23 protein-coding genes, 1 tRNA gene and 2 pseudogenes are annotated in these 20,306 nt (G+C 63.9%); 11 read left to right on the forward strand and 15 right to left on the reverse strand.

Going from position 1 to position 20,306, the window contains the following annotated elements; translation table 11 throughout:
* Positions 1-367 precede the first annotated feature (367 nt).
* Entirely contained in the window at positions 368-859 is a 492-nt protein-coding gene (locus N826_RS19350; protein WP_052831613.1) for a MarR family winged helix-turn-helix transcriptional regulator, read from the forward strand.
* Here N826_RS19350 and N826_RS19355 read toward each other — a convergent pair.
* The 6 genes from N826_RS19355 to N826_RS19380 all read right to left on the reverse strand — a co-directional run bounded on the left by N826_RS19355 (position 852) and on the right by N826_RS19380 (position 5,415).
* Complete coding sequence (locus N826_RS19355; RefSeq protein WP_044431520.1) at positions 852-1,634, reverse strand: gamma-glutamyl-gamma-aminobutyrate hydrolase family protein; 783 nt, start codon at positions 1,632-1,634, stop codon at positions 852-854. The genes N826_RS19350 and N826_RS19355 overlap by 8 nt on opposite strands.
* 89 nt (positions 1,635-1,723) lie before the next feature.
* Positions 1,724-2,038, reverse strand: a complete 315-nt coding sequence (locus N826_RS19360) for a type II toxin-antitoxin system RelE/ParE family toxin (RefSeq protein WP_044431521.1) — start codon at positions 2,036-2,038, stop codon at positions 1,724-1,726.
* Positions 2,039-2,040: 2 nt separating this feature from the next.
* On the reverse strand, positions 2,041-2,313 hold the full coding sequence (locus tag N826_RS19365) for a type II toxin-antitoxin system ParD family antitoxin (protein WP_044431522.1): 273 nt from the start codon (positions 2,311-2,313) through the stop codon (positions 2,041-2,043).
* Between the two features lie 176 nt (positions 2,314-2,489).
* The gene (locus N826_RS19370) at positions 2,490-2,921 is read right to left on the reverse strand and encodes a flagellar basal body rod protein FlgC (RefSeq protein WP_044431523.1); all 432 of its coding nucleotides are present in this window, start codon (positions 2,919-2,921) and stop codon (positions 2,490-2,492) included.
* A gap of 54 nt (positions 2,922-2,975) precedes the next feature.
* A complete protein-coding gene (locus N826_RS19375) occupies positions 2,976-4,724 on the reverse strand; it encodes a stimulus-sensing domain-containing protein (protein WP_044431524.1) in 1,749 nt (582 codons plus the stop codon).
* On the reverse strand, positions 4,717-5,415 hold the full coding sequence (locus tag N826_RS19380; RefSeq protein WP_044431526.1) for a response regulator transcription factor: 699 nt from the start codon (positions 5,413-5,415) through the stop codon (positions 4,717-4,719). The genes N826_RS19375 and N826_RS19380 overlap by 8 nt, the downstream gene beginning before the upstream one ends.
* Positions 5,416-5,589: 174 nt before the next feature.
* On the opposite strand from N826_RS19380, the gene N826_RS19385 reads away from it, so the two are divergent.
* The 3 genes from N826_RS19385 to N826_RS19395 all read left to right on the forward strand — a co-directional run bounded on the left by N826_RS19385 (position 5,590) and on the right by N826_RS19395 (position 8,440).
* Positions 5,590-6,384: a HugZ family pyridoxamine 5'-phosphate oxidase gene (locus N826_RS19385; protein ID WP_044431527.1), complete on the forward strand. Its 795-nt coding sequence runs from the start codon at positions 5,590-5,592 to the stop codon at positions 6,382-6,384.
* Positions 6,385-6,444: 60 nt separating this feature from the next.
* Positions 6,445-8,052, forward strand: a complete 1,608-nt coding sequence (locus tag N826_RS19390; protein WP_044431528.1) for a phosphoenolpyruvate carboxykinase — start codon at positions 6,445-6,447, stop codon at positions 8,050-8,052.
* A gap of 139 nt (positions 8,053-8,191) precedes the next feature.
* Complete coding sequence (locus N826_RS19395; RefSeq protein ID WP_044431529.1) at positions 8,192-8,440, forward strand: hypothetical protein; 249 nt, start codon at positions 8,192-8,194, stop codon at positions 8,438-8,440.
* Between the two features lie 118 nt (positions 8,441-8,558).
* Here the strand turns inward: N826_RS19395 and infC are convergent, their stop codons facing one another.
* From infC to N826_RS19410, 3 genes are all read right to left on the reverse strand, one after another.
* Positions 8,559-9,095, reverse strand: a complete 537-nt coding sequence (gene infC / locus N826_RS19400) for a translation initiation factor IF-3 (RefSeq protein ID WP_044431717.1) — start codon at positions 9,093-9,095, stop codon at positions 8,559-8,561.
* A gap of 153 nt (positions 9,096-9,248) precedes the next feature.
* Entirely contained in the window at positions 9,249-11,213 is a 1,965-nt protein-coding gene (gene thrS / locus N826_RS19405) for a threonine--tRNA ligase (protein WP_044431530.1), read from the reverse strand.
* A gap of 107 nt (positions 11,214-11,320) precedes the next feature.
* On the reverse strand, positions 11,321-12,547 hold the full coding sequence (locus tag N826_RS19410; protein ID WP_044431531.1) for a glycosyltransferase family 4 protein: 1,227 nt from the start codon (positions 12,545-12,547) through the stop codon (positions 11,321-11,323).
* A gap of 13 nt (positions 12,548-12,560) precedes the next feature.
* Here N826_RS19410 and N826_RS19415 point away from each other — a divergent pair, with 13 nt between their 5' ends.
* Positions 12,561-13,346: an alpha/beta hydrolase gene (locus N826_RS19415; RefSeq protein ID WP_044431532.1), complete on the forward strand. Its 786-nt coding sequence runs from the start codon at positions 12,561-12,563 to the stop codon at positions 13,344-13,346.
* Here the strand turns inward: N826_RS19415 and N826_RS19420 are convergent.
* The gene (locus N826_RS19420; RefSeq protein ID WP_244619662.1) at positions 13,333-13,656 is read right to left on the reverse strand and encodes a hypothetical protein; all 324 of its coding nucleotides are present in this window, start codon (positions 13,654-13,656) and stop codon (positions 13,333-13,335) included. The two genes, N826_RS19415 and N826_RS19420, sit on opposite strands and share 14 nt — an antisense overlap.
* 148 nt (positions 13,657-13,804) lie before the next feature.
* Between N826_RS19420 and N826_RS19425 the strand changes: the two genes are divergently transcribed.
* Positions 13,805-13,894 (forward strand) — tRNA-Ser (locus N826_RS19425).
* 129 nt (positions 13,895-14,023) lie between these two features.
* Here the strand turns inward: N826_RS19425 and N826_RS40280 are convergent.
* From N826_RS40280 to N826_RS19450, 5 genes and pseudogenes are all read right to left on the reverse strand, one after another.
* Positions 14,024-14,260, reverse strand: a pseudogene (locus N826_RS40280) (recombinase family protein); the annotation flags it as partial.
* Between the two features lie 408 nt (positions 14,261-14,668).
* On the reverse strand, positions 14,669-14,857 hold the full coding sequence (locus tag N826_RS19435; protein WP_044431535.1) for a hypothetical protein: 189 nt from the start codon (positions 14,855-14,857) through the stop codon (positions 14,669-14,671).
* A 129-nt stretch (positions 14,858-14,986) separates the two neighbouring features.
* Positions 14,987-15,127, reverse strand: a pseudogene (locus N826_RS43165) (IS630 family transposase); the annotation flags it as partial.
* Positions 15,128-15,213: 86 nt separating this feature from the next.
* A complete protein-coding gene (locus N826_RS19445; RefSeq protein WP_084720905.1) occupies positions 15,214-15,813 on the reverse strand; it encodes a type II TA system antitoxin MqsA family protein in 600 nt (199 codons plus the stop codon).
* Positions 15,806-16,126 (reverse strand): hypothetical protein, encoded by a 321-nt coding sequence (locus tag N826_RS19450; RefSeq protein WP_044431539.1) that lies wholly within the window; start codon positions 16,124-16,126, stop codon positions 15,806-15,808. Before N826_RS19450 ends, N826_RS19445 begins: the two co-directional genes overlap by 8 nt.
* A gap of 423 nt (positions 16,127-16,549) precedes the next feature.
* Here N826_RS19450 and N826_RS19455 point away from each other — a divergent pair, with 423 nt between their 5' ends.
* The 5 genes from N826_RS19455 to N826_RS19475 all read left to right on the forward strand — a co-directional run bounded on the left by N826_RS19455 (position 16,550) and on the right by N826_RS19475 (position 20,224).
* Positions 16,550-16,927 carry an ArsR/SmtB family transcription factor gene (locus N826_RS19455; RefSeq protein ID WP_044431540.1) on the forward strand — a complete coding sequence of 126 codons (378 nt, stop codon included), beginning with the start codon at positions 16,550-16,552 and terminating at the stop codon, positions 16,925-16,927.
* Between the two features lie 79 nt (positions 16,928-17,006).
* Positions 17,007-17,534 (forward strand): arsenate reductase ArsC, encoded by a 528-nt coding sequence (locus N826_RS19460; protein WP_044431543.1) that lies wholly within the window; start codon positions 17,007-17,009, stop codon positions 17,532-17,534.
* Positions 17,531-17,956 carry an arsenate reductase (glutaredoxin) gene (gene arsC, locus N826_RS19465; protein WP_044431545.1) on the forward strand — a complete coding sequence of 142 codons (426 nt, stop codon included), beginning with the start codon at positions 17,531-17,533 and terminating at the stop codon, positions 17,954-17,956. The genes N826_RS19460 and arsC overlap by 4 nt, the downstream gene beginning before the upstream one ends.
* 49 nt (positions 17,957-18,005) lie before the next feature.
* Entirely contained in the window at positions 18,006-19,103 is a 1,098-nt protein-coding gene (arsB, locus tag N826_RS19470; protein ID WP_044431547.1) for an ACR3 family arsenite efflux transporter, read from the forward strand.
* Entirely contained in the window at positions 19,100-20,224 is a 1,125-nt protein-coding gene (locus N826_RS19475) for an ArsO family NAD(P)H-dependent flavin-containing monooxygenase (RefSeq protein ID WP_063772278.1), read from the forward strand. The genes arsB and N826_RS19475 overlap by 4 nt, the downstream gene beginning before the upstream one ends.
* The last annotated feature ends 82 nt before the right edge of the window (positions 20,225-20,306 follow it).

Here is a 20,306-nt window from a genome sequence, read left to right on the forward strand (position 1 = left end):
GTTGAAGCTCCGTTTCAGGATCCCGGATGCGGCAGGGGTAACCGGTAGCCGGGCGATTGCCTCCAGGGGAAGAGGCGACGCTTCGATCAGGAAGGTGGCGGACAGACCAGTCCAGACCAATGCGTCAGATGCATGGCAGGCATGTTTAAAGTGCAGAGGCTTTGCCCTGCGACATAGTGCTGGTTGAAAAACCCTGAGTAATCAGGCTACGAAAAGCTTCAAGCTACTATCTGAAGGGCGTGCGACAAATCGGTCCGTTCAGGCAAGTCACCCAACTGGCGTAGGTTATATCGGGCGCACCGTTTTCCGACACCATTGCCCAGACCTGTTGCCTTATCGCGCCAGCAGCCTTACCGAGGGACAAACCTTGCCTGATACCGCGAGAGAAACAACCCTGAAGCGTCCGCGCGCGCGCGATAATCGCCAGCCTAAACTTGCCCTCGGTCTGCTGCCGGATCTGATCGGATATAGTCTGCGCAAGGCGCAGATCGCCGTTTTTCAGAACTTTCAGAACGCCGTCGCTCCGCACGACATCACGCCCGGCCAGTTCGGCGTCCTGATCCTGATCCGCGAGAATGTCGGCCTCAGCCAGTCGGAACTGGGGTCCGCCGTCGGCATCGACCGGTCCACCATGGTCGCGGTGATCGACCGGCTGGAAAGCCGGGGTTGGGTGGTCCGGGCGCCTTCCCCCAACGACCGCCGGTCCTATGCGCTGGAACTGAGCCCCGCCGGCACAGCGCTGGTCGAGGACCTGATCCCGCGCGTGCGGGCTCATGAACGCACGATGGCGAAGGACCTGAACAAGCAGGAGCAAGCGATCCTGATCGACCTGCTGAACCGGGTCTCCCGCGCTAGCTGACGGTTTCGCCCTGGTTCGTCCGCGTTGCCGCACGGGCGCCGCAGGCTTGGCCGAACGCCTTGAACAGGGCCGTGCTGTCCGGGCACTCCCAGAAACGCCATTCGGGGTGCCACTGCACCGCCAGCGCGAAGGCGGGCGCGCCGGTGACGCTCACCGCTTCGATCAGGCCGTCGGGAGCCATCGCTTCGGCGGTCAGACCGTCGGCCAGCCGGTCGATCGCCTGGGCGTGGATCGAGTTGACCCGGATTTCCCGCTTGCCGGTGATCCTTTCCAGCATACCGCCGGGCGTCAGACCGACGGAATGCACCTTGGCATACTGCTCCTCCACCGGGCGGTTGTCGTCGGCCCGGTGATCCAACTTGCCCGGCAGCTCCTGGACCCGCTGATGGAGCGACCCGCCAAGCGCCACGTTCAGCTCCTGGATGCCCCGGCAGATCGCGAGGACCGGCACCCCGGCCGCCAGCGCCGCCCGTATCAGGGGCAGGGTGGTGGCGTCGCGTTCGGGATCGTGCAGGGTGCCCGGAACGCTGGATGGGCCGCCATAGCGCGCCGGCTCCACGTTGGAAGGGCTGCCGGTAACCAGCAATCCGTCAAGCCGCCCGACCAGCCCGGCAAGGTCCAGCGTATCGCCCAGCGCTGGGATGACCAGCGGCAGGGCGCCGGCGCCGTCGGATACCGCGCGGATATACTTGTCGCCCGCGATATGGAACGGATGATGCCCCAACTGCCGGGCACAGGCGGGAACTCCGACGAGCGGGAGAGGCGACGCGGCCATGGACGGGAGGACTCCGGAAGTGGATTCGAGATTGGATTGCTAGGCTTCAAGATGTGGCGGCCGGACACCGTTGCCAAGACGCCCGCCTATCAGATCCGGAAGCCGCCGGCGGCAGTCAAAAGAACAGGTTCCATCCGCCGCCACGGGATGACCCGAACGATGGCGATCGGAGATGTTTTGCGATAAACCACGGCGTAACGTTTCAGGGCGGTCCAGAAAAAGACGTCGTGGTCCGTAAGGTCTTGCCTTCTATGCCCCATGCCTGGGCTGGAGCTGATCTTTGCAAAGGCGTTATAGAGGTCATCAATCACGACATCGGCGCCGTTTTCGTCTTCGATGTCCTCGACGTAAGCATAGATCTCGTCAAGGTCATCAAGGACGAGCGGCGCGACCGAGTAGTTCATGCTTATCCTGTTCGCTTTGCGTTGCGCCGTGCTGTGATCCGCTCTTTGGTCAAACGCCGCGCCTCATCGCCGGGTATGGCTTCGCCCCGATCCAACTGGGCCAACCCGTCGGCGATTTTCCGGTTGAACAGGTCTATCTCACGGGCGCGTGACTCGTCGAATTGAAAGAACAGCCGCAGTGCTTCGCGCATGACCTCGCTTGCGGACGTATAATGCCCACTGGCGACACGCTGCTCGATCAGCCGCTCGAGTTCGGGAGTAAGGGATACGTTCATGAACCACCTCCTGGTAACGAACTATAGCAAAGTCTGTTACTCAGGCAACCCAATGCCAATTCGACTCGGGCTGGTACAATATGGGATCAAATGCGGAACGTCGCCGTCAAGCGGTCCGAATCGGGAACTAAAGCAGAATGAACGGCCTGTCTGCATCCGGCCAAGTCGACATCCGGTCAGGCCGTCATGTCGAGCAGGTCCTTCATCATGTCGCTGGAGGTGCGGGCCATCGACAGGCTGGCGGAATAGGCGCGGGAGCCCAGGATCTGCTGGCCAATCTCCTCGCCGGTATCGACGTTTGGAGCACCGACCATGCCTTCCGCGTCGGCGTCCGGCGACGAAGGGTCGTACTCGGCGACGATGGGCTGCGACAGAGGCTTCAGTGAGGCTTGGGTTCCGGCGCCCTGACCGTTGCCGGTACGCAGGTCGCTTTGGGTGGTCGTCAGCGGCGTGTAGGGTGCGCGGCTATCGGTGCCGGTCGCAGCAGAACTTCCGGCATCGGGTAGCCGGCCGGTGGTGCGCTGGTTGGCGAGGTTGGACGCCGACGCGTCGATCCGCCTGGTGGCCGCCGAGGCGCCCGACAGGGCGATGCCGAGAATGTCGCTCATGGTTCCGAGTCCCCTTCAACCCGGACACATCATATGCCGAACCGGCGGCGCCGTTCAATCGTTGCGGTGGCGCGGCAGGCGTACCGTGAAGACCGCACCGCGCACTTCAGCCGCATCCGGCTCGCTATCCGCGTGGCGGTTGCGGGCGAAGATCTCGCCGCCATGGGCATCGACAATCTGCTTGGAGATGCTGAGCCCCAGGCCGGAATGGGTGCCGAACTTCTCGCCCGCCGGCCGTTCGGTGTAGAAGCGGTCGAAGATCGCTTCCAGCTTGCCTTCCGGCATGCCCGGCCCTTGGTCGGCGACGGTCACCTCGACGAATTCGCCCGTGGCCCTGGCGCTGACGGCGACGGTACCGTCCGGCGGCGAGAACGACAGCGCATTGGCGATGATGTTCTGGAAGACCTGTACCAGCCGTCCTTCCAGGCCCGGTACCGTCAGGTCGGCCCCGGTCGGCAGGTCGAGCAGGACGCGCGGAGCGGCGCGCTCGGCCGCCGTGGTCTCGTGGATGTCGGTCAGCATGCGGAGCATGCGGCCGATATCGACCGGCTCCGTTTCCGCGCGGCTCAATTCGGCGTCCAGGCGCGACGCGTTGGAGATATCGCTGATCAGGCGGTCCATCCGCTGGATGTCGTCCTCGATGATCGACATCAGCCGGCGCTGCTGGTCCGGGTCGCGGACCCGCGCCACGGTTTCCACGGCACTGCGCAGGCTGGTCAGCGGGTTCTTGATCTCGTGGGCGACATCGGCGGCGAAGCTTTCGATCGCGTCCATCCGCAGCCACAGCGCCGCCGTCATGTCGCGCAGCGCGCCGGACAGGTCGCCGATCTCGTCGCCGCGCCGGCTGAAGTCGGGGATCTCGTGGTGCCGGCCATGGCCGCGCCGGACATGGTCCGCCGCCGCCGCCAGCTTGCGGATCGGCCGCGCTATGGTGCCGGCCAGATAGAACGACAGCAGCACCGTCACGGCCAGCGCGACCGCGAAGACCTTCAGGATGTCGAGCCTGACCGAGCGGATCGCGGCGTCGATCTGGGCGCCGCCCCGTGACAGCATGACCGCGCCCAGCACCTGCTTGAAGCGCTGGACCGGTACCGCCACGGTCAGGATCATGCCATGGTCGGATGTCGTCCAGACGCTGGCGCTCAGGTCGCCGGTCAGCGCGCGGACCACGTCCTCGTAATGGTTGGCGACCTGATCGGGGCCTTCGCGGAACACCGGGAACTTGTCGCGCGACGGCAGGGCGTTGACGATCCGGTCGTAGATGTCGATGGCGAGGCGGGTCGGCCAGCCGCCCTGGACCGGTGGCGGCAGTTCCTCGATCTGGACCACGCCGCCGGGGCCGATCAGCACGCGGCTGTCGGCTATCAGCCGGCCGAAGGGATCGAACAGCCGGGTCCGGGTGTCGGTCGTCTCAACCAGCCGGCGGACCATCTGCCGCGCCAGGTCATGGGAGAGGTCGTTGGTCTCGTCGCCGTCGCGGGTGACCGCGGCCTCGCCGATGGCCCCGGCGAAGATGCGGGCTTCCGTCAGGAGCGCCTCAAGCTCGCTTTCGATCAAGCGGTCCTGGTAGCGGCCGAGATAGAGCAGCCCCCCGACCAGGATCGCCAGGGCCAGGACGTTGACCGCCAGGATCCGGAGAGTCAGCGGCGAGAAAGCGCGGCGGTAGCGTTGGGACGCCGAATTCCGGTCATGGTTCCGTTCCGGCGGTGCCGATTCGGCCCTCTTTCCTCGCGCCGGCGGCGCCATCTTGCCTTTAGACGCCCTTGGCGGACTCGCCGTCGGCGCCAGGGTCCGTTCAAGCATCGCGATAGCGGTAGCCGACGCCGTACAGCGTCTCGATCTGGCCGAACTCGGTGTCGATCGCCTTGAACTTCTTGCGCAGGCGCTTGATGTGGCTGTCGATCGTCCTGTCGTCCACGTAGATGTGCTCGCCATAGGCGGCATCCATCAGTTGGTCGCGGCTCTTGACGTGGCCGGGACGGACGGCGAGCGCCTTGACCAGCAGGAACTCGGTCACCGTCAGCTCGATCGGCTGCCCTTTCCAGGCGCAGGCATGGCGGGCGGGGTCGAGCAGCAGGTCGCCGCGCACGATCACGCTGGCCGGATCGGCGGTCCCCTTGTCCTGGCGCATCTGCTCGCGCCGCAGCAGCGCCCGGATGCGCTCGATCAGCAGGCGCTGGCTGAACGGCTTCTTGATGTAATCGTCGGCCCCCATGCGGAGCCCGAGCACTTCGTCCACCTCATCGTCCTTCGACGTCAGGAAAATCACGGGCATGCCGCTGGTCTGGCGCAGGCGCGACAGCAGCTCCATGCCGTCCATGCGCGGCATCTTGATGTCCAGCACGGCCAGATCGACCGGCTTGGCCGTCAGGCCGCGCAGGGCCTCGTCGCCGTCGGTGTATGTCCGGACTTCGAAGCCCTCGGCTTCCAGCGCGATCGATACCGACGTCAGAATATTGCGGTCGTCATCAACCAGCGCGATCGTTTGCGGCAACGCGCCTCTCCTTCATGCACGTTCGACGTGATGCACCCGTTCGGATGCGCGAAATGAAGCATCCGTCCGGGTGCGGAAAATCCCTCTTCCGCACCGGCACTGTGGTTTGCCAATATGGCACCATTGCGGCGCAAAATCGGGCATGCTGAGCCCAGGAAAACGGCGGTCCGACAGATGAATCCTACCATCAAGCCAGAGGCCGATCCACCGGCCGGTTCTAAGGCCGGCCCCCAGCCTGGCCAAGGTCCGGCGGCGATTGCGCGGCGTGTCATGAGGCAGGCCGACCGTGCCGCGCTGGCGACGGCCCAGCGCGACGCGGGCGGCTGGCCTTATCCGTCGCTGGTGCTGACGGCCCTCGATCACGACGCGTCTCCCCTCCTGCTCATCTCAGATCTGGCGGACCATACCGCCAACATCAAGGCCGATCCGCGTGCCGGCCTGCTGTTCGACGGGACTGGCGGACTCGCGGAGCCGCTGACTGGCCCGCGCGTGTCGGTGCTGGGGCGGATGGAGGTCACGGAAGACCCGCGGCATCGCGCGCGTTTCCTGGCGCGTCATGAGAGCGCAGGCTTCTATGCGGGATTCGCCGACTTCACAGTCTGGCGTATGGTCGTGGAACGCGCCCATCTGGTGGCCGGCTTCGGCCGCATCCACTGGATCACGGCCGGGGACCTGCTGTACCAACTCTCAGATACCGAGACACTGGCATTGCGGGAACCCGATGTCGTAGAGCATATGAACGAGGACCATGCCGACGCGGTCGAGCTGTACGCAACGGTATTGCTCGGTCAACCCGGTGGAGGCTGGAAGCTGACGGGCGTCGACCCAGAAGGATGCGACCTGCGTCTTGGGGGGCGGACCGCCCGGCTGGATTTCGAGCGTCCCGTGGCCGATGCGGAAGCGGCGCGGATGGAACTTGTCAGGCTGGTCCGCAAGGCGCGGACCGGTTCGAACGAAACCAAGGCCTGATTTCGCCGGGTCCGAAGCTGACCCGGCGTACCGGACATAAAAGAACTGGAGAGAAACACCGTGAAGCAATTCGGACCGACCATCAGCAGCATCGGCCTCGATTATCTGGGTTTGACCAATCTCAAAGCGGCGCACTGGAACTACAGTGCCGCGGCGCTTTATGAGCAGGCGCTGATCCGGGGTGAAGCGACGGTCGCAGCCGGCGGGCCGCTGGTGGCCATTACTGGTCAGCACACGGGCCGTTCGCCCAACGACAAGTTCATCGTCCAGGAAGCGTCGACCAGCGGCGACATCTGGTGGGGCAACGTCAACAAGCCGATCACCGAAGAGGCCTTCGACCGACTGCACGCCCGGATGGCCGAGTATCTCCATGGCCGCGAGGTCTTCGTCCAGGATCTGTATGCCGGCGCCGACCCGGAATTCCGCCTGCCGGTCCGTATCGTGACCCATAACGCCTGGCACAACCTGTTCGCCCAGAACATGTTCATCCGCCCGGCGGCGCGCGACCGGGCCGAGTTCCAGCCCCAGTTCACCGTCCTCCAGGTGCCCGAGTTCAAGGCCGATCCGGCGCGTGACGGCACCCGGTCCGACGTCTTCGTCCTGTGCAACTTCGCGAAGCGCCTGATCCTGATCGGCGGCTCGTCCTATGCCGGCGAGATCAAGAAGAGCATCTTCAGCGTTATGAACTACCTGCTGCCGGCCCAGGGCGTGCTGCCGATGCACTGCTCCGCCAATATCGGGCCGCGCGGCGATACCGCCGTGTTCTTCGGCCTGTCCGGCACCGGCAAGACGACGCTGTCCGCCGATGGCAGCCGCACCCTTATCGGCGACGACGAGCACGGCTGGTCGAACACCTCGGTCTTCAACTTCGAGGGCGGCTGCTACGCCAAGGTCATCAAGCTGAGCGAGAAGGCCGAGCCGGAGATCTATGCGACCACCCGGCGCTTCGGCACCATCCTCGAGAACGTCGTGATGGACCCGGATACCCGCGTTCTCGACCTTGACGACGCGCACTATACCGAGAACACCCGCGCCTCGTATCCGCTCGACTTCATCCCGAACGTCAGCGAGACCGGCATCGGCGGCATTCCGCAGAACATCGTCATGCTGACGGCCGACGCCTTCGGCGTGCTGCCCCCGATCAGCAAGCTGACGCCCGATCAGGCGATGTATCACTTCCTGTCCGGCTACACCGCGCGCGTCGCCGGCACAGAAAAGGGTGTCACCGAGCCGCAGGCGACGTTCTCGACCTGCTTCGGCGCTCCGTTCATGCCGCGCCACCCGGCGGTCTACGCCAAGCTGCTCGGCGAGAAGATCGCCAAGCATGGCTCCAACGTATGGCTGGTCAACACCGGCTGGACCGGCGGCGCCTATGGCACCGGCAAGCGGATGTCGATCGGCCATACCCGCTCGCTGATCCGCGCGGCGCTTGAAGGCGGTCTGGCTGATGCCCCGCACCAGCCCGACCCCAACTTCGGCCTGTTCGTTCCGGAAGCCTGCCCGGACGTGCCGGCGGACGTCCTTCAGCCGAAGAACACCTGGAACGACAAGCGCGCCTACGACGAGACCGCCCAGGAGGTCGCCAAGCGGTTCGAGGCGAACTTCAAGCAGTTTGCCGATCAGGTGGAGCCGAGCGTGATCGAGGCCGGCATCAAGGCGGCGGCGTAACGCTTCGGCCTGACGCTTCGGCGTCTTGGGTTTTCGACAGGGTGGAAGGGCCGCATTGCGCGGCCCTTTCGCTTTTGCGGAACAAAACACACTTGACGCGTGTTGACGGAGCAACCTCAACAATTCGAAGAGTTGCTCCATGTCTTCCACGACCGGTTCCGGCCTGAGACGCGCGGTGTTTGGTGCTGTTCTGGTGCTCGGCATGCCGCTGCTCGCGGCATGTGACGACAGTGAAGGCCCGGCCGAACGCGCAGGCGAAGCCATCGACAACACCGCCAGCAACGTCGCCAAGCAGACCGGCGAGGCGCTGGAGAATGTCGGCAACGCGATCCAGCAGAAGAGCCGCGAAGCGAGCGACGCGATGGACGACAAGAAACCGGCGAACTGAGCGGTTTCTCAAGACCCTGAACTCAGGACCCTGGAAACACGAAAAGCCCGCCGAACGGCGGGCTTTTTGCGTTGTGCCGTGGGGGAGCAGGGCCCACGGCAACGATTCGGTCAACGCGTCATTTGGGAGCCAGGACCATGATCATCTGGCGGCCTTCAAGCTTGGGCATCTGCTCGACCTTGGCCAGTTCCACGAGATCGTCGCGCACCTTGATCAGCACGTTCATGCCAAGATCCTGGTGAGCCATCTCACGGCCGCGGAAGCGCATGGTGACCTTCACCTTGTCGCCTTCTTCAAGGAACCGACGGGCGCTGCGCATCTTGACGTCGTAATCGTTGTCGTCGATGTTCGGCCTCATCTTGATCTCCTTGACCTCGATGATCTTTTGCTTCTTGCGTGCCTCGTTGGCACGTTTCTGCGCCTCGTACTTGAACTTGCCATAGTCGAGGATCTTGCACACCGGCGGGTCCGCATTCGGGGAAACCTCGACAAGGTCGAGCCCCGCTTCTTCCGCGGCGATCAGCGCGTCGCGAATCGAAACGACACCGACCATCTCGCCGGCGGCATCCACCAGGCGGACGGAACGGACATTGATTTCCCGATTGACCCGCGGCCCATCACGGGACGGTGTGGCGTCGGCATTTGGTCTGGCTATGGAATAGTCTCCCTCAATTGGTCCAAGCGCCTGATGCGTTTGATTTTTTACCGCCGGGTGTTCCAACCCGCCGGTGCCCAGGCGCCCGGAATGGTATTCGATCCAGGCTTGAACGGCCTAACCCCAAACGCGCCGGAGTCAGGCCGCCCAGTGTTAGAATGGTGATTCCGGCACGAGATTGCCAAGGGGCGACCCCGCTTCGGCCACAATTGTATTGACAGCGGCGTCAAGAGCAAGGACTTCCTGATCCTTGCCGCCCAGACGACGTAATGCCACAGTCCGCTCGTCCGACTCGCGGCGTCCCACCACCACCATCAGGGGTACCTTGGCAAGGCTGTGTTCGCGGACCTTGAAGTTGATCTTCTCGTTCCGTGTGTCAAGCACCGCCCGGATACCGGCCTGACGCAACTGCTTCAGCACCTCGGCGCCGTACTCGTCGGCATCGTTGGTGATGGTCGCGACCACGACCTGAAGCGGCGCCAGCCAGAGCGGGAACTTGCCGGCGTAGTGCTCTATCAGCATGCCGATGAAGCGTTCCATCGAGCCCAGGATGGCCCGGTGGAGCATCACCGGCCGGTGACGCGCACCGTCCTCGCCGACATATTCCGCGTCCAGCCGCTCCGGCAGCACGAAATCGACCTGCAAGGTGCCGCACTGCCAGTCGCGGCCGATGGCGTCCCGCAGCACGAACTCCAGCTTGGGACCGTAGAAGGCGCCCTCGCCGGGGTTCATGGTATAGGGCAAGCCGGCAGCCTCGATCGCTTCGCGCAGCGCGCCTTCCGCCCGGTCCCACACCTCGTCGGTGCCGGCACGGGTGGCCGGACGGTCCGAGAACTTCACCGAGACGTCGATGAAACCCAGATCCTTGTAGACGCTGAGCAGCAGGTCGCAGAACGCGATGCTCTCCGACGTGATCTGCTCCGGCGTGCAGAAGATATGGGCGTCGTCCTGGGTGAACGCCCGAACCCGCATGATGCCGTGCAGGCTGCCCGACGGCTCGTTGCGGTGGCACGATCCGAACTCGGCCATGCGGAGCGGCAGGTCGCGGTAGCTCTTGATGCCCTGACGGTAGATCTGGACATGGGCCGGGCAGTTCATCGGCTTCAGCGCCAGGACCTTTTCCTCATCGGAATTGGTCGTGAACATTGCCTCGCGGAACTTCTCCCAGTGACCGGAAGCCACCCAGAGCGCGCGGTCGATCAGCTGCGGCGTTTTGACCTCGAGGTAGCCGGTCCGCTCGAGCCGGGCACGGATGTAATTTTCCAGCGTCCGCCACAGGGTATAGCCCTTGTCGTGCCAGAACACGGCGCCGACAGCCTCTTCCTGAAGATGGAACAGGTCCATCTCCCGGCCAAGCCGCCGGTGGTCACGCTTCTCCGCCTCTTCCAATTGGTGCAGGTAGGCCTTCAGCTCCTTCTCGTCGCGCCATGCCGTGCCGTAGATGCGCTGGAGCATGGCGTTTCGGTGATCGCCGCGCCAATAGGCGCCGGCGACCTTCGTCAGCTTGAAGCCCTGGCCGATCCTGCCAGTGGACGGCATATGCGGACCACGGCACAGGTCGAGCCATTCGCCCTGACGGTAGACGGAGATGTCCTCCGTTCCGGGCAGGTCGCGGATCAGTTCGGCCTTGTACTTCTCGCCCCGCTCCTCGAAGAAGCGGATCGCCTCGTCGCGGTCCCAGACCTCGCGTTCGAAGCGGGCATCGCGGGAGATGATCTCCCGCATCTTCGCTTCGATCTTTTCCAGGTCGTCGGGCGTGAACGGCTCGGACCGCGCGAAGTCGTAATAGAATCCGTTGGCGATCGCCGGGCCGATCGTGACCTGCGTGCCGGGATAAAGCGACTGGACGGCTTCCGCCATCACATGCGCCGCATCGTGACGGATCAGGCCGAGCGTATCCGCGTGGTCGCGGGTGACGATCTCGACGGCTGCATCCGTAGTGATGCTGGTAGTGAGGTCGCGCAGGGTACCGTCGATCTTGACGGCAAGCGCGTCTTTGGCCAGCCGCTTGCCGATCGACTCGGCAATCTGCAAGCCCGTCACCGGGGCATCGTAGTCGCGCACACTGCCATCCGGCAGCGTAACCGCGACTTTTTGGATCTGTTCAGCCGTTTGCATCGTCTAAAAGCAATCATCCCAAGGAAGAAGGCGCACTCTATGCCCATTGCCGGTCGAGTCAAGCTCAGGGCAAGGGGCGTGTCCCGGCGTTATCCAGGATTCGACCCTCATGTGCGCTTTTTCGCCGCCATCAGCTCGTCGTAAACCGCCAGCGTATCGGCGCACATGCGGTCCTTGGTGAAGCGCGCGTTGACGTAAGCCATGGCGCGGTCGCCCAGGACGGCGCGCTGGCCGGCATCCAGCGACAGCGCGTCGGCCAGCGCTTCCGCCAGCGCGTCGGCGTCGTTGGGCGGAACGGCCCAGGCCGTTTCCCCCGCGATCACCGTTTCGCGGACGGCGCCGTGGTTGGTCACGATCACCGGCCGGCCCATGGCCTGAGCCTCGACGATGACCCGGCCGAAGGCTTCGGGATCGCTCGACGCCGAGACCACGACGTCGGCCAGCATGTAGGCGGCCGGCATGTCGTTGCAATGGTCGACCAGACGGACGACGCCTTCCAGTCCCAGCCGCCTGGTCTGTTCCTCCAACTCCTGGCGGTAGCCGGTGCGGCCCTGGTCGGAGCCGACCATCAGGCACAGGATGTCGCGGCGGCCCAGCTTGGCAAGCGCATCGATCAGCACGGTCTGGCCCTTCCAGCGCGTCAGCCGGCCCGGCAGCATGACGACTTTGTGGTCATCGGGCAGCCGCCATGCTTTGGCAAGCTGGATCACCCGTTCCGGGCTGACCCGGTCGGGCGAGAAGTTGTTGATGTCGATGCCGCGATGGATGACGCGGATGCGCGCCGGGTCGATCTCGTAGCTGCCGAGGATATGGTCGCGGATGAACTCCGAGATCGCGATCACCCGGTCGCCCTTCGCCATGACGGAGTTGTAGAACCGCTTCAGCTTGCCGTCGAAGTTATACGGCGCGTGGAAGGTGGTCATGAACGGAACGCCGGTGCGGCGGGCGGCGCCGAGGGCGCTCCAGGCCGGCGCCCGGCTGCGGGCATGGACGATATCGACGTCATGCTCCCGGATGATCCGGCTGAGACGGTCGACGTTGCGGAGCATGACCGCCGGGTTCTTGCTTTCCAGCGGCAGCGTGAAGTGGGGGACGCGCCAGCGCTCCAGCTCCCGCGCCATCGGACCGCCGGCCGATGCCACCAGGGGCGTTCCGCCCGCCTGGTGCAATGCTGCGGCCATGTCTATGGCGCCGCGCTCCGCGCCGCCGGTGAGCAGGGCCGGCAGCACCTGGAGGACGACGGGGCGGCCTGTTGCGGTGGCGCCTGCCGGTTCCCCATCTGCCTGCGGGTTGCCGACGTGGTCAGCCGTGGTAGTGTTCTGTGCCCCGTTCATGGAATCTTTCGACATGTTCAATCAGACGAATTCACAGGAAAATACCCTGGTGCGCGATGGCGCCACCATAGCCTATCGGCGCACGGAAGGAAGTACTCCCGGCGTCATCTTCATGGGTGGGTTCAAATCGGATATGACCGGCACCAAGGCGGTGGCGCTGGAAGAACTCTGCCGGGCGCGCGGTGCTGCCTTCGTCCGCTTCGACTACCAGGGCCATGGCGTGTCCAGCGGCCGGTTCGAGGATGGCGGCATCGGCCTGTGGTCGCAGGACGCGCTGGCGGTTTTCGACCGGACCACATCCGGGCCGCAGATCGTCGTCGGCTCCTCCATGGGCGGCTGGATGATGCTTTTGACGGCGCTGGCCCGCCCCGGCCGCGTGGCGGGACTGGTCGGCATCGCGGCGGCCCCCGACTTTACCGAGGACCTGATCTGGTCCACCCTGGACGAGGCCGACCGCAATACCTTGATGGAAACCGGCGTCCTGATGCAGCCGTCCGACTACGGCGAGCCCTATCCCTACACCCGCCACCTGATCGAGGACGGCCGCAAGCACCTGCTGCTGCGCCAGACCATCCCGCTGACCTGCCCGGTCCGCCTGCTGCACGGGATGCGCGACGCCGACGTGCCCTGGCGGACCAGCCAGCGCATAGCGGAGCGTCTGGCGGGAGAGGACGTGCGGATCACCCTGGTCAAGGACGGCGACCACCGCCTGTCACGCGAGCAGGACATAGCGCTGCTTTGCCGCACCGTCAGCGAACTGCTGGACGGCGCCGGAGCCGCCGATATCAGCGCCGCCTGAGCGATCCCAGCGCGAAGAGAACCAGCCCTGGCACCGCCAGCACCAGGAAGGCAGGCCACAGCAGGACGGTGAGCAGCACGGGGTCCCACAGCTCCGGCAGGACATAGCGCTGCGTCACCGCCTGGGTCAGGTTGAGCGTGCCGGGGCTGAGGCGGTACCAAAGCTCCCCGGCGGCGGCCAGATGGAAGCCCTGGCCGGTGGATTGGCCCATTCCCTGACCGCTGGATTGGACGTATTGCCACAGGTCGAACCCCAGCGCCGCCATGCCCGCCAACAGCAGGATAGCGCCGGTAACTCTCAGAAAAACCACGAACACCTCACGGGAAATCGGCTCTCTCCAGGAACATGCTGCGGCCCCCCGATCCGCGCAATGCACGCCTTTATCACTTTCCTGGGAGCCGACGTGAACGAAGCACTTGAATCCTCCTCCGCTCTCCCCTATTTTCCGCGGCCTTGATGGAGGGGTGGCCGAGTGGTTGAAGGCGCACGCCTGGAAAGTGTGTATACCAGAAATGGTATCGCGGGTTCGAATCCCGCTCCCTCCGCCATAGTTGCCCTAAATCCAGGGGGTACATGAATTTTTCGATATTGCTGGACTTGCAACCCACCAGCCGTTCGTTGGCGTTCTCCAGCACTCGGTACACGCTGGTTCGCCTGATCCCGATGCGCTTGGCAATCCCCTCAAGCCGGCGCTCCTTCCGCAAGTTCGTCTCGAATTCCGCGAACAGGCCCAGCATATTGAGGAACGCCTTGCCCGCCGCCGTGCCCGTATCAATCGGCTGTTCGGTCGCCTTTAGGCTCACGCCCTTGGCCTTCAGTTCCCGCACGATATCCTGGAGGTCAACGATGGAGCGGGCAAGCCGGTCCACCCGCGTTACTACCAGCGTATCCTCAGGGTAAAGGAATTGGATCACGCCTAAATGAAATAAAATATAAAGGCGTTAAAGATCCATATCGCGGATCAGTTGATCCCACATCGCAGCGACAGTACCGACCAAGGTCAAAAGCTGTACGGTCCCTCCGGCCTGAAGTTCGACGCAGACCGTCTCTACCCCGCCCCACTTTCCTACACCATAGGGCAGTTCACCCCATCCCGTCCCACGGACACGAATGTCCTCGGCTCCCTTAATGTGCTTGGTTTTGGTCTTATTCTTGGGTTCGTCCAGGATGAGATGCTTGTGCCCATTAGCGACATCCCGAAGAATACCTAAGTCTCGGCATTTTTGTTTAATCAGTTCATTGGTGTAATTTGTCGCTCCGTGTCTTTCAAACGTGCAATGGAGAACCTTTGCCGGATTGCTTTCAGCGTGTGTAGCGTAGGCTCAGTCCGCCATATGGAAGGTCGGGAGGGCGGAATTCATACCGAACCTCAGCGCCTTACTCCTGGCCGCCTCAAGCACGAGGGCATCACCTAACTGGACGGCAGCCGTCAAGGAGTGCTCAGCCTCCCGGAATTCATCCAGAGATTCCTGGACGAAGATATTGAACCTGTCTCGCAGGGTCATCGTCATATTCCTATCCTAGGAAAAAGCGACGGTCAGCAATTCATCCAATAGGTGGGGTTTGTTTATCTGACGTTAATGACGCCACTAACTTCCGCTTTGTAGTGCCTGCCCGTCTAGCGAAGTCGTGCCTGTTTCGAGAATTCGCCTGATCTTGGCCGCGGAGGCCGGATCGTTGGAATGCTTGAAAGTGCGGATACGGTGCGGTTGGAGTCGGTGCACTTCCCAGACGCGCTGGATCGTGCGCAGGCTCAGGCCGACGGCCTTGGCCAGACCCCGCTCGACGACTCGCTGGAACTCCTCTGTCGTCGAGCCGATAGGCTGCTCACGATGATCTGCGAGATGCACAATCTTATCATCGCTGCTCATGCCGCCCGTACGATCCGGGCCGTGACTTCGCGCTGGGAGCGGCGGATTGCCTCTGCGGTGTCTCGCACCAGCATCTCGATATCAACCGCAGGGTTCGGGCCAAGACGTTGGCGCATCATTTCAGCGACCTGTCTCTCGACGTCTTCATCGATGGCCGCAAGCACCTGCTGAGCAGCAGCACTAGCCACACCTGAGCGGCTCAACAGGCTACGGACCAGATCAGGCTGCTCCGCGATCTGGCGGATGAGCGTATCAGCGACTTTGCTCTGCACCACCTTACCACGCTCCCATCGCACCCAGGTCTTCGGCCCCGCAGAAATGAGCTGTTCCATCTCTGCCTGCGTTAGATTGTACTTCAAACGAATGGCCTTCAAATCCTGTGGAGGCAACAAGCCGTCCTCCTCGCGGATCTTGCGTGCAACCGTCAATTCGATTTGGGAGATTTGATCTCCCAAATAGCTCACGTTGCCACAGGATTCACAAAACATATGGCGATCATTCTCAATCAGGACCGTACGGCTACCTTGGACGTGTTGCATTTGAGCAATGCGCTCATGCATCGTATTCTCGCCGCACTTAAGGCAACGCTCAGGCATATCTTGCGTCCTTCTTGAATGAAGTCACAACCAAACGGTTATTGGCGATCAGGTATTTAAGAAACATCTGAGTGCCACAATCATCTACCCAAATCGAGAAGTAATCCGACACGGTAGACGGATAGTACTTTCTCGTTGGTTGCGTATCGAAACAGTGGTGCTCGCCGAGTTCAGTCATGATGATCTCACGGAGATCATCAGAGTCCATTTTGTTTTCCCTGAGCATTTGAAGCACCGGCTTGAAAAACTCACAGGTCCCCTCGTCCTCAGCAAGGCACCGCACCACTTCCAGGGGGTGAGTCGGCTTCATCATCACCTCCGCAAAAGGTAGCACGATGCTACCATGCCTTCAAGGCCGTTTGACGCGATATAATGGAATAGATGCCCATTATCTAAAAATTCTGCTAAATAGATGAAACTGTGCCTGTTTGCCGCAACCCGGCTCCTACGTGCCAGTGGATTTCCGAACCCCGGCTGGCGAAGCCGGAGCCTTAATTCATTCCGTGACCCGCACCCTGGAGGCTGGCTTTCGCCAGTCCTCTTCCTCACCGGCAGTTCAGTGCTCCTTTCCGCAATCTATTTCCACGGCACTTGTTCCTCAGCGTCAGCGCTCCGGCAGCGCTCCGCGCCGTCACGTGATTGTAACTTGACGCGCCGCAATCCACGGCATAATTCCACTTACATTGAATTATGGAAGTGAAGCTTCGTAGCCAAGAGGCGGAGGTTGGTGGGTCCCATGGATAAGAAGGCGGTTCTGTCGGCGCTGTCGGCGCTGTCGCAGGAGACGCGGCTGGATGTTTTCCGGCTGCTGGTGCAAGCCGGTCCCGACGGACTGCCGGCCGGAGCCATCGCGGAGGCTCTCGGCGTGGCGCCCAATACCCTGTCTTTCCATCTGGCTCAGTTGAACCATGCGGGGCTGATCGCGCAGCGACGCGAGAGCCGGTCGTTGATCTACAGCGCCGAATACAGCCACATGAACGCCCTGATGGGCTTTCTGATGGAGAACTGCTGCGGCCTGCCGGCCAACGCCGCTGCTTGCGGTCCCATCTGCGCCACGGCTCCCGAGGCGGCCAACGGCGAGTCCACCGCGAGTTCGCCGCGCCGCCGCGTCTGATCTCCGTTCCAGTCCCCGAAAGTCCCCGACACCAGTACGACCGCCGCCTATCGCGGCCAGATAGCCTCAGGAGGCATCCATGGAATCGAAGAAGACCTATAACGTCTTGTTCCTCTGCACCGGCAACAGCGCCCGCAGCATTCTGGCCGAAGCGGCGGTCAGCCGGTGGGGAGCGGGCAGGTTCCGGGGGTTCAGCGCGGGCAGCCAACCCAAGGGCACGGTGCATCCGCTGACGCTGAAGCTGCTGAGCAACCTGAACTACGACATCAAGGGCTTCCGCTCGAAGTCGTGGGACGAGTTCGCCGGGCCGGGTGCGGAACCGCTCGATTTCGTGTTCACGGTCTGCGACAACGCTGCGGGCGAGGCCTGCCCTGCATGGCCGGGCCAGCCGATGACGGCCCACTGGGGCGTCGAGGACCCAGCCGCCTTCGTCGGACCGGACGATCAGGGCCTCAAGCTTTTCAAGCGCGTCTATCTGGAACTGGAAGCTCGCATCAAGGTCTTCACCAGCCTCCGGCTGGAGGGGCTCGACAAGCTGTCGCTCCAGAACAGGCTACGCGACATCGGCAGGATGCGGGCGGAAGCTGTGCAGGGAGCGGCGTCATGACCGGCGTCACCATCTATCACAATCCCGCCTGCGGCACCTCCCGCAACACGCTGGCGTTGATCCGCAACTCCGGCGTCGAACCTGAAATCGTCGAGTACCTGAAGACGCCGCCCAGCCGCGACCGGCTGGCCGACCTGATCCGCCGCATGGGCGTGCCGGTTCGTAGCGTGCTGCGCGAGAAGGGCACGCCCTATGCCGAACTCGGCCTGGATGACGCGTCGCTGTCCGACGACCGGCTGCTGGACGCCATGATCGCGCATCCGATCCTGATCAACCGGCCCATCGTCGAGACGCCGCTCGGCGTCCGCCTGTGCCGTCCGTCCGAAGCGGTGCTCGACATCCTCCCCGATCCTCAGCGGGGCGCCTTCGCCAAGGAAGACGGCGAGCGCGTCGTCGACGAGCAGGGCCGCCGCATCGCCTGACGCCGCGTCACTTGACTTCGCTTTGCCTGAAGCTGAAACGAGTATCCTCATGTCCTCCACCGCTCCAGCCTCGCGGTTGTCGTTCCTCGACCGCTACCTGACACTATGGATCTTCCTGGCCATGGCGCTGGGCGTCGTGCTCGGCACCGTGTTCGAAGGTCTGCCGGCGGCGCTCGACAGGTTGTCGGTCGGGACCACCAACATTCCGATCGCCATCGGGCTGATCCTGATGATGTACCCGCCGCTGGCCAAGGTGAAGTACGAGGAACTGCATCGCGTCTTCGCCGACAAGCGGGTGCTGGTCCTTTCCCTGGTGCAGAACTGGCTGATCGGCCCCTGCCTGATGTTCGGGCTGGCGGTCCTCTTCCTGCGCGATCATCCGGAATACATGACCGGCCTGATCCTGATCGGCCTTGCCCGCTGCATCGCCATGGTCTTGGTCTGGAACCAGCTCGCGCGCGGCGACAACCAGTACGTGGCCGGTCTGGTCGCGTTCAATTCGATCTTCCAGATCCTGTTCTTCAGCGTCTACGCCTGGATCTTCCTGAGCGTCCTGCCACCCCTGTTCGGCTTGGAAGGCAGCGTGGTCAACGTCAGTTTCTGGACCATCGCCAACGCCGTGCTGATCTACCTGGGCATTCCGTTCCTCGCGGGCTTCCTGACCCGCAGAATCCTGACGGCGAGGAAGGGACGGGCATGGTACGAGGGCGAGTTCCTGCCGCGCATCGGACCGATAACGCTGGCTGCTCTCCTGTTCACCATCGTCGCCATGTTCAGCCTGAAGGGCGCCGACGTCGTGCGGCTGCCGTTCGACGCGCTCTTGATCGCGGTTCCGCTCTCGATCTACTTCCTGGTCCAGTTCGTCATCAGCTTCGCGATGGGCCGGCTGATCGAGGCGGACTACCCGCGCACGACCGCCATCGCTTTCACGGCGGCCGGCAACAACTTCGAACTGGCTATCGCCGTCGCCATCGCCGCCTATGGACTGGCGTCGCCGGTCGCCTTCGCCGCCGTCATCGGCCCGCTGGTGGAGGTGCCGGTGCTGATCCTGCTGGTTCACGTCGCGTTGCGGCTGGGCCAGCGCTTCTTCCCGCCCGGTGCGGTTCTGGCCGCCGCGACATCAGGTGGAACGGCGACGCGCCCATGACCGGACATGCCGATGTCGTGGTCATCGGCGGCGGGCAGGCGGGGCTGGCCGTCGGCTACCATCTCCGGCGGACAGGGCTGAGCTTCGTCATCCTCGACGCCGGGACCAGCCCCGGCGGAGCTTGGCGGCATACTTGGCAGTCGCTGCGCCCGTTCTCGCCCGCCCCCTGGTCGTCGCTGCCCGGCTGGCCGATGGCCGGGGGAGAGACGACATATCCCGGCCGGGACGAAGTGCTCGACTACCTCGCCCGCTATGAAACCCGCTACGATTTGCCGGTCCGCAGGCCGGTATCGGTGCGCTCGGTCGAGCACGCAGGCAACGGCCATCTGCGGGTGGTCACCGATCGGGGCGACTGGACAGCCCGCATGGTGGTCAGCGCAACGGGGACTTGGCGGCGGACCCACATTCCGGACTATCCGGGCCGGGATGTCTTCGGCGGTGTCCAGATCCATTCCGCCGCCTACGAAACCCCTGAACCGTTCGCCGGCCGGCGCGTCCTGATCGTCGGCGGCGGCAACTCCGGCGCCCAGATCCTCGCCGAGGTGTCCAAGACAGCCGCGACGACATGGGTGACGGAGAAGCCGCCGGTCTTCCTGCCGGACGATGTCGATGGCCGCGTGCTGTTCCATCGGGCCACCGCCCGGCTCAAGGCGCTCCAGGAAGGACGCGAACCGGACATTCCGGCAGGGGGCCTCGGCGACATCGTCATGGTCCCGCCCGTGGTAGAGGCGCGGGAACGCGGCGTGCTGCGCTCCGTCCGCCCCTTCGCCCGCTTTACCGAGACCGGGGTGGTCTGGCGGGACGGAACGGAAACCGGGGTGGATGCCGTCATCTGGTGCACGGGCTTCCGCCCGGCGCTTGACCACGTAACCGAACTCGGCATCGTCGGTCCGGACGGCACGGTCGAACTCGACGGCACCCGGTCGATAAGGGAACCGGGGCTTTGGTTCGTCGGCTACGGCGGCTGGACCGGACCGGCTTCCGCGACCCTGATCGGGGTCGGCCGCAGCGCCCGCGAGACGGCTCGCCGCATCGCCGAGAGCCTGTCGGGCGACGATCGGCGCGACGGCGGCGCAGCACCGGCCGGTCACGCGGCATCGCAGCGAAGCGGATCGGCATAGTCCGGAATTTCCACCCCGGCTCAGCGCCGCGATTGACCTGCATCAGTGCGCCGCGACGGAGTGCCCGGCATCCTTCTCCCAA

Origin of the sequence: Skermanella aerolata KACC 11604 (assembly GCF_000936425.1) — a bacterium.
In the GTDB taxonomy this organism is placed as follows: domain Bacteria; phylum Pseudomonadota; class Alphaproteobacteria; order Azospirillales; family Azospirillaceae; genus Skermanella; species Skermanella aerolata.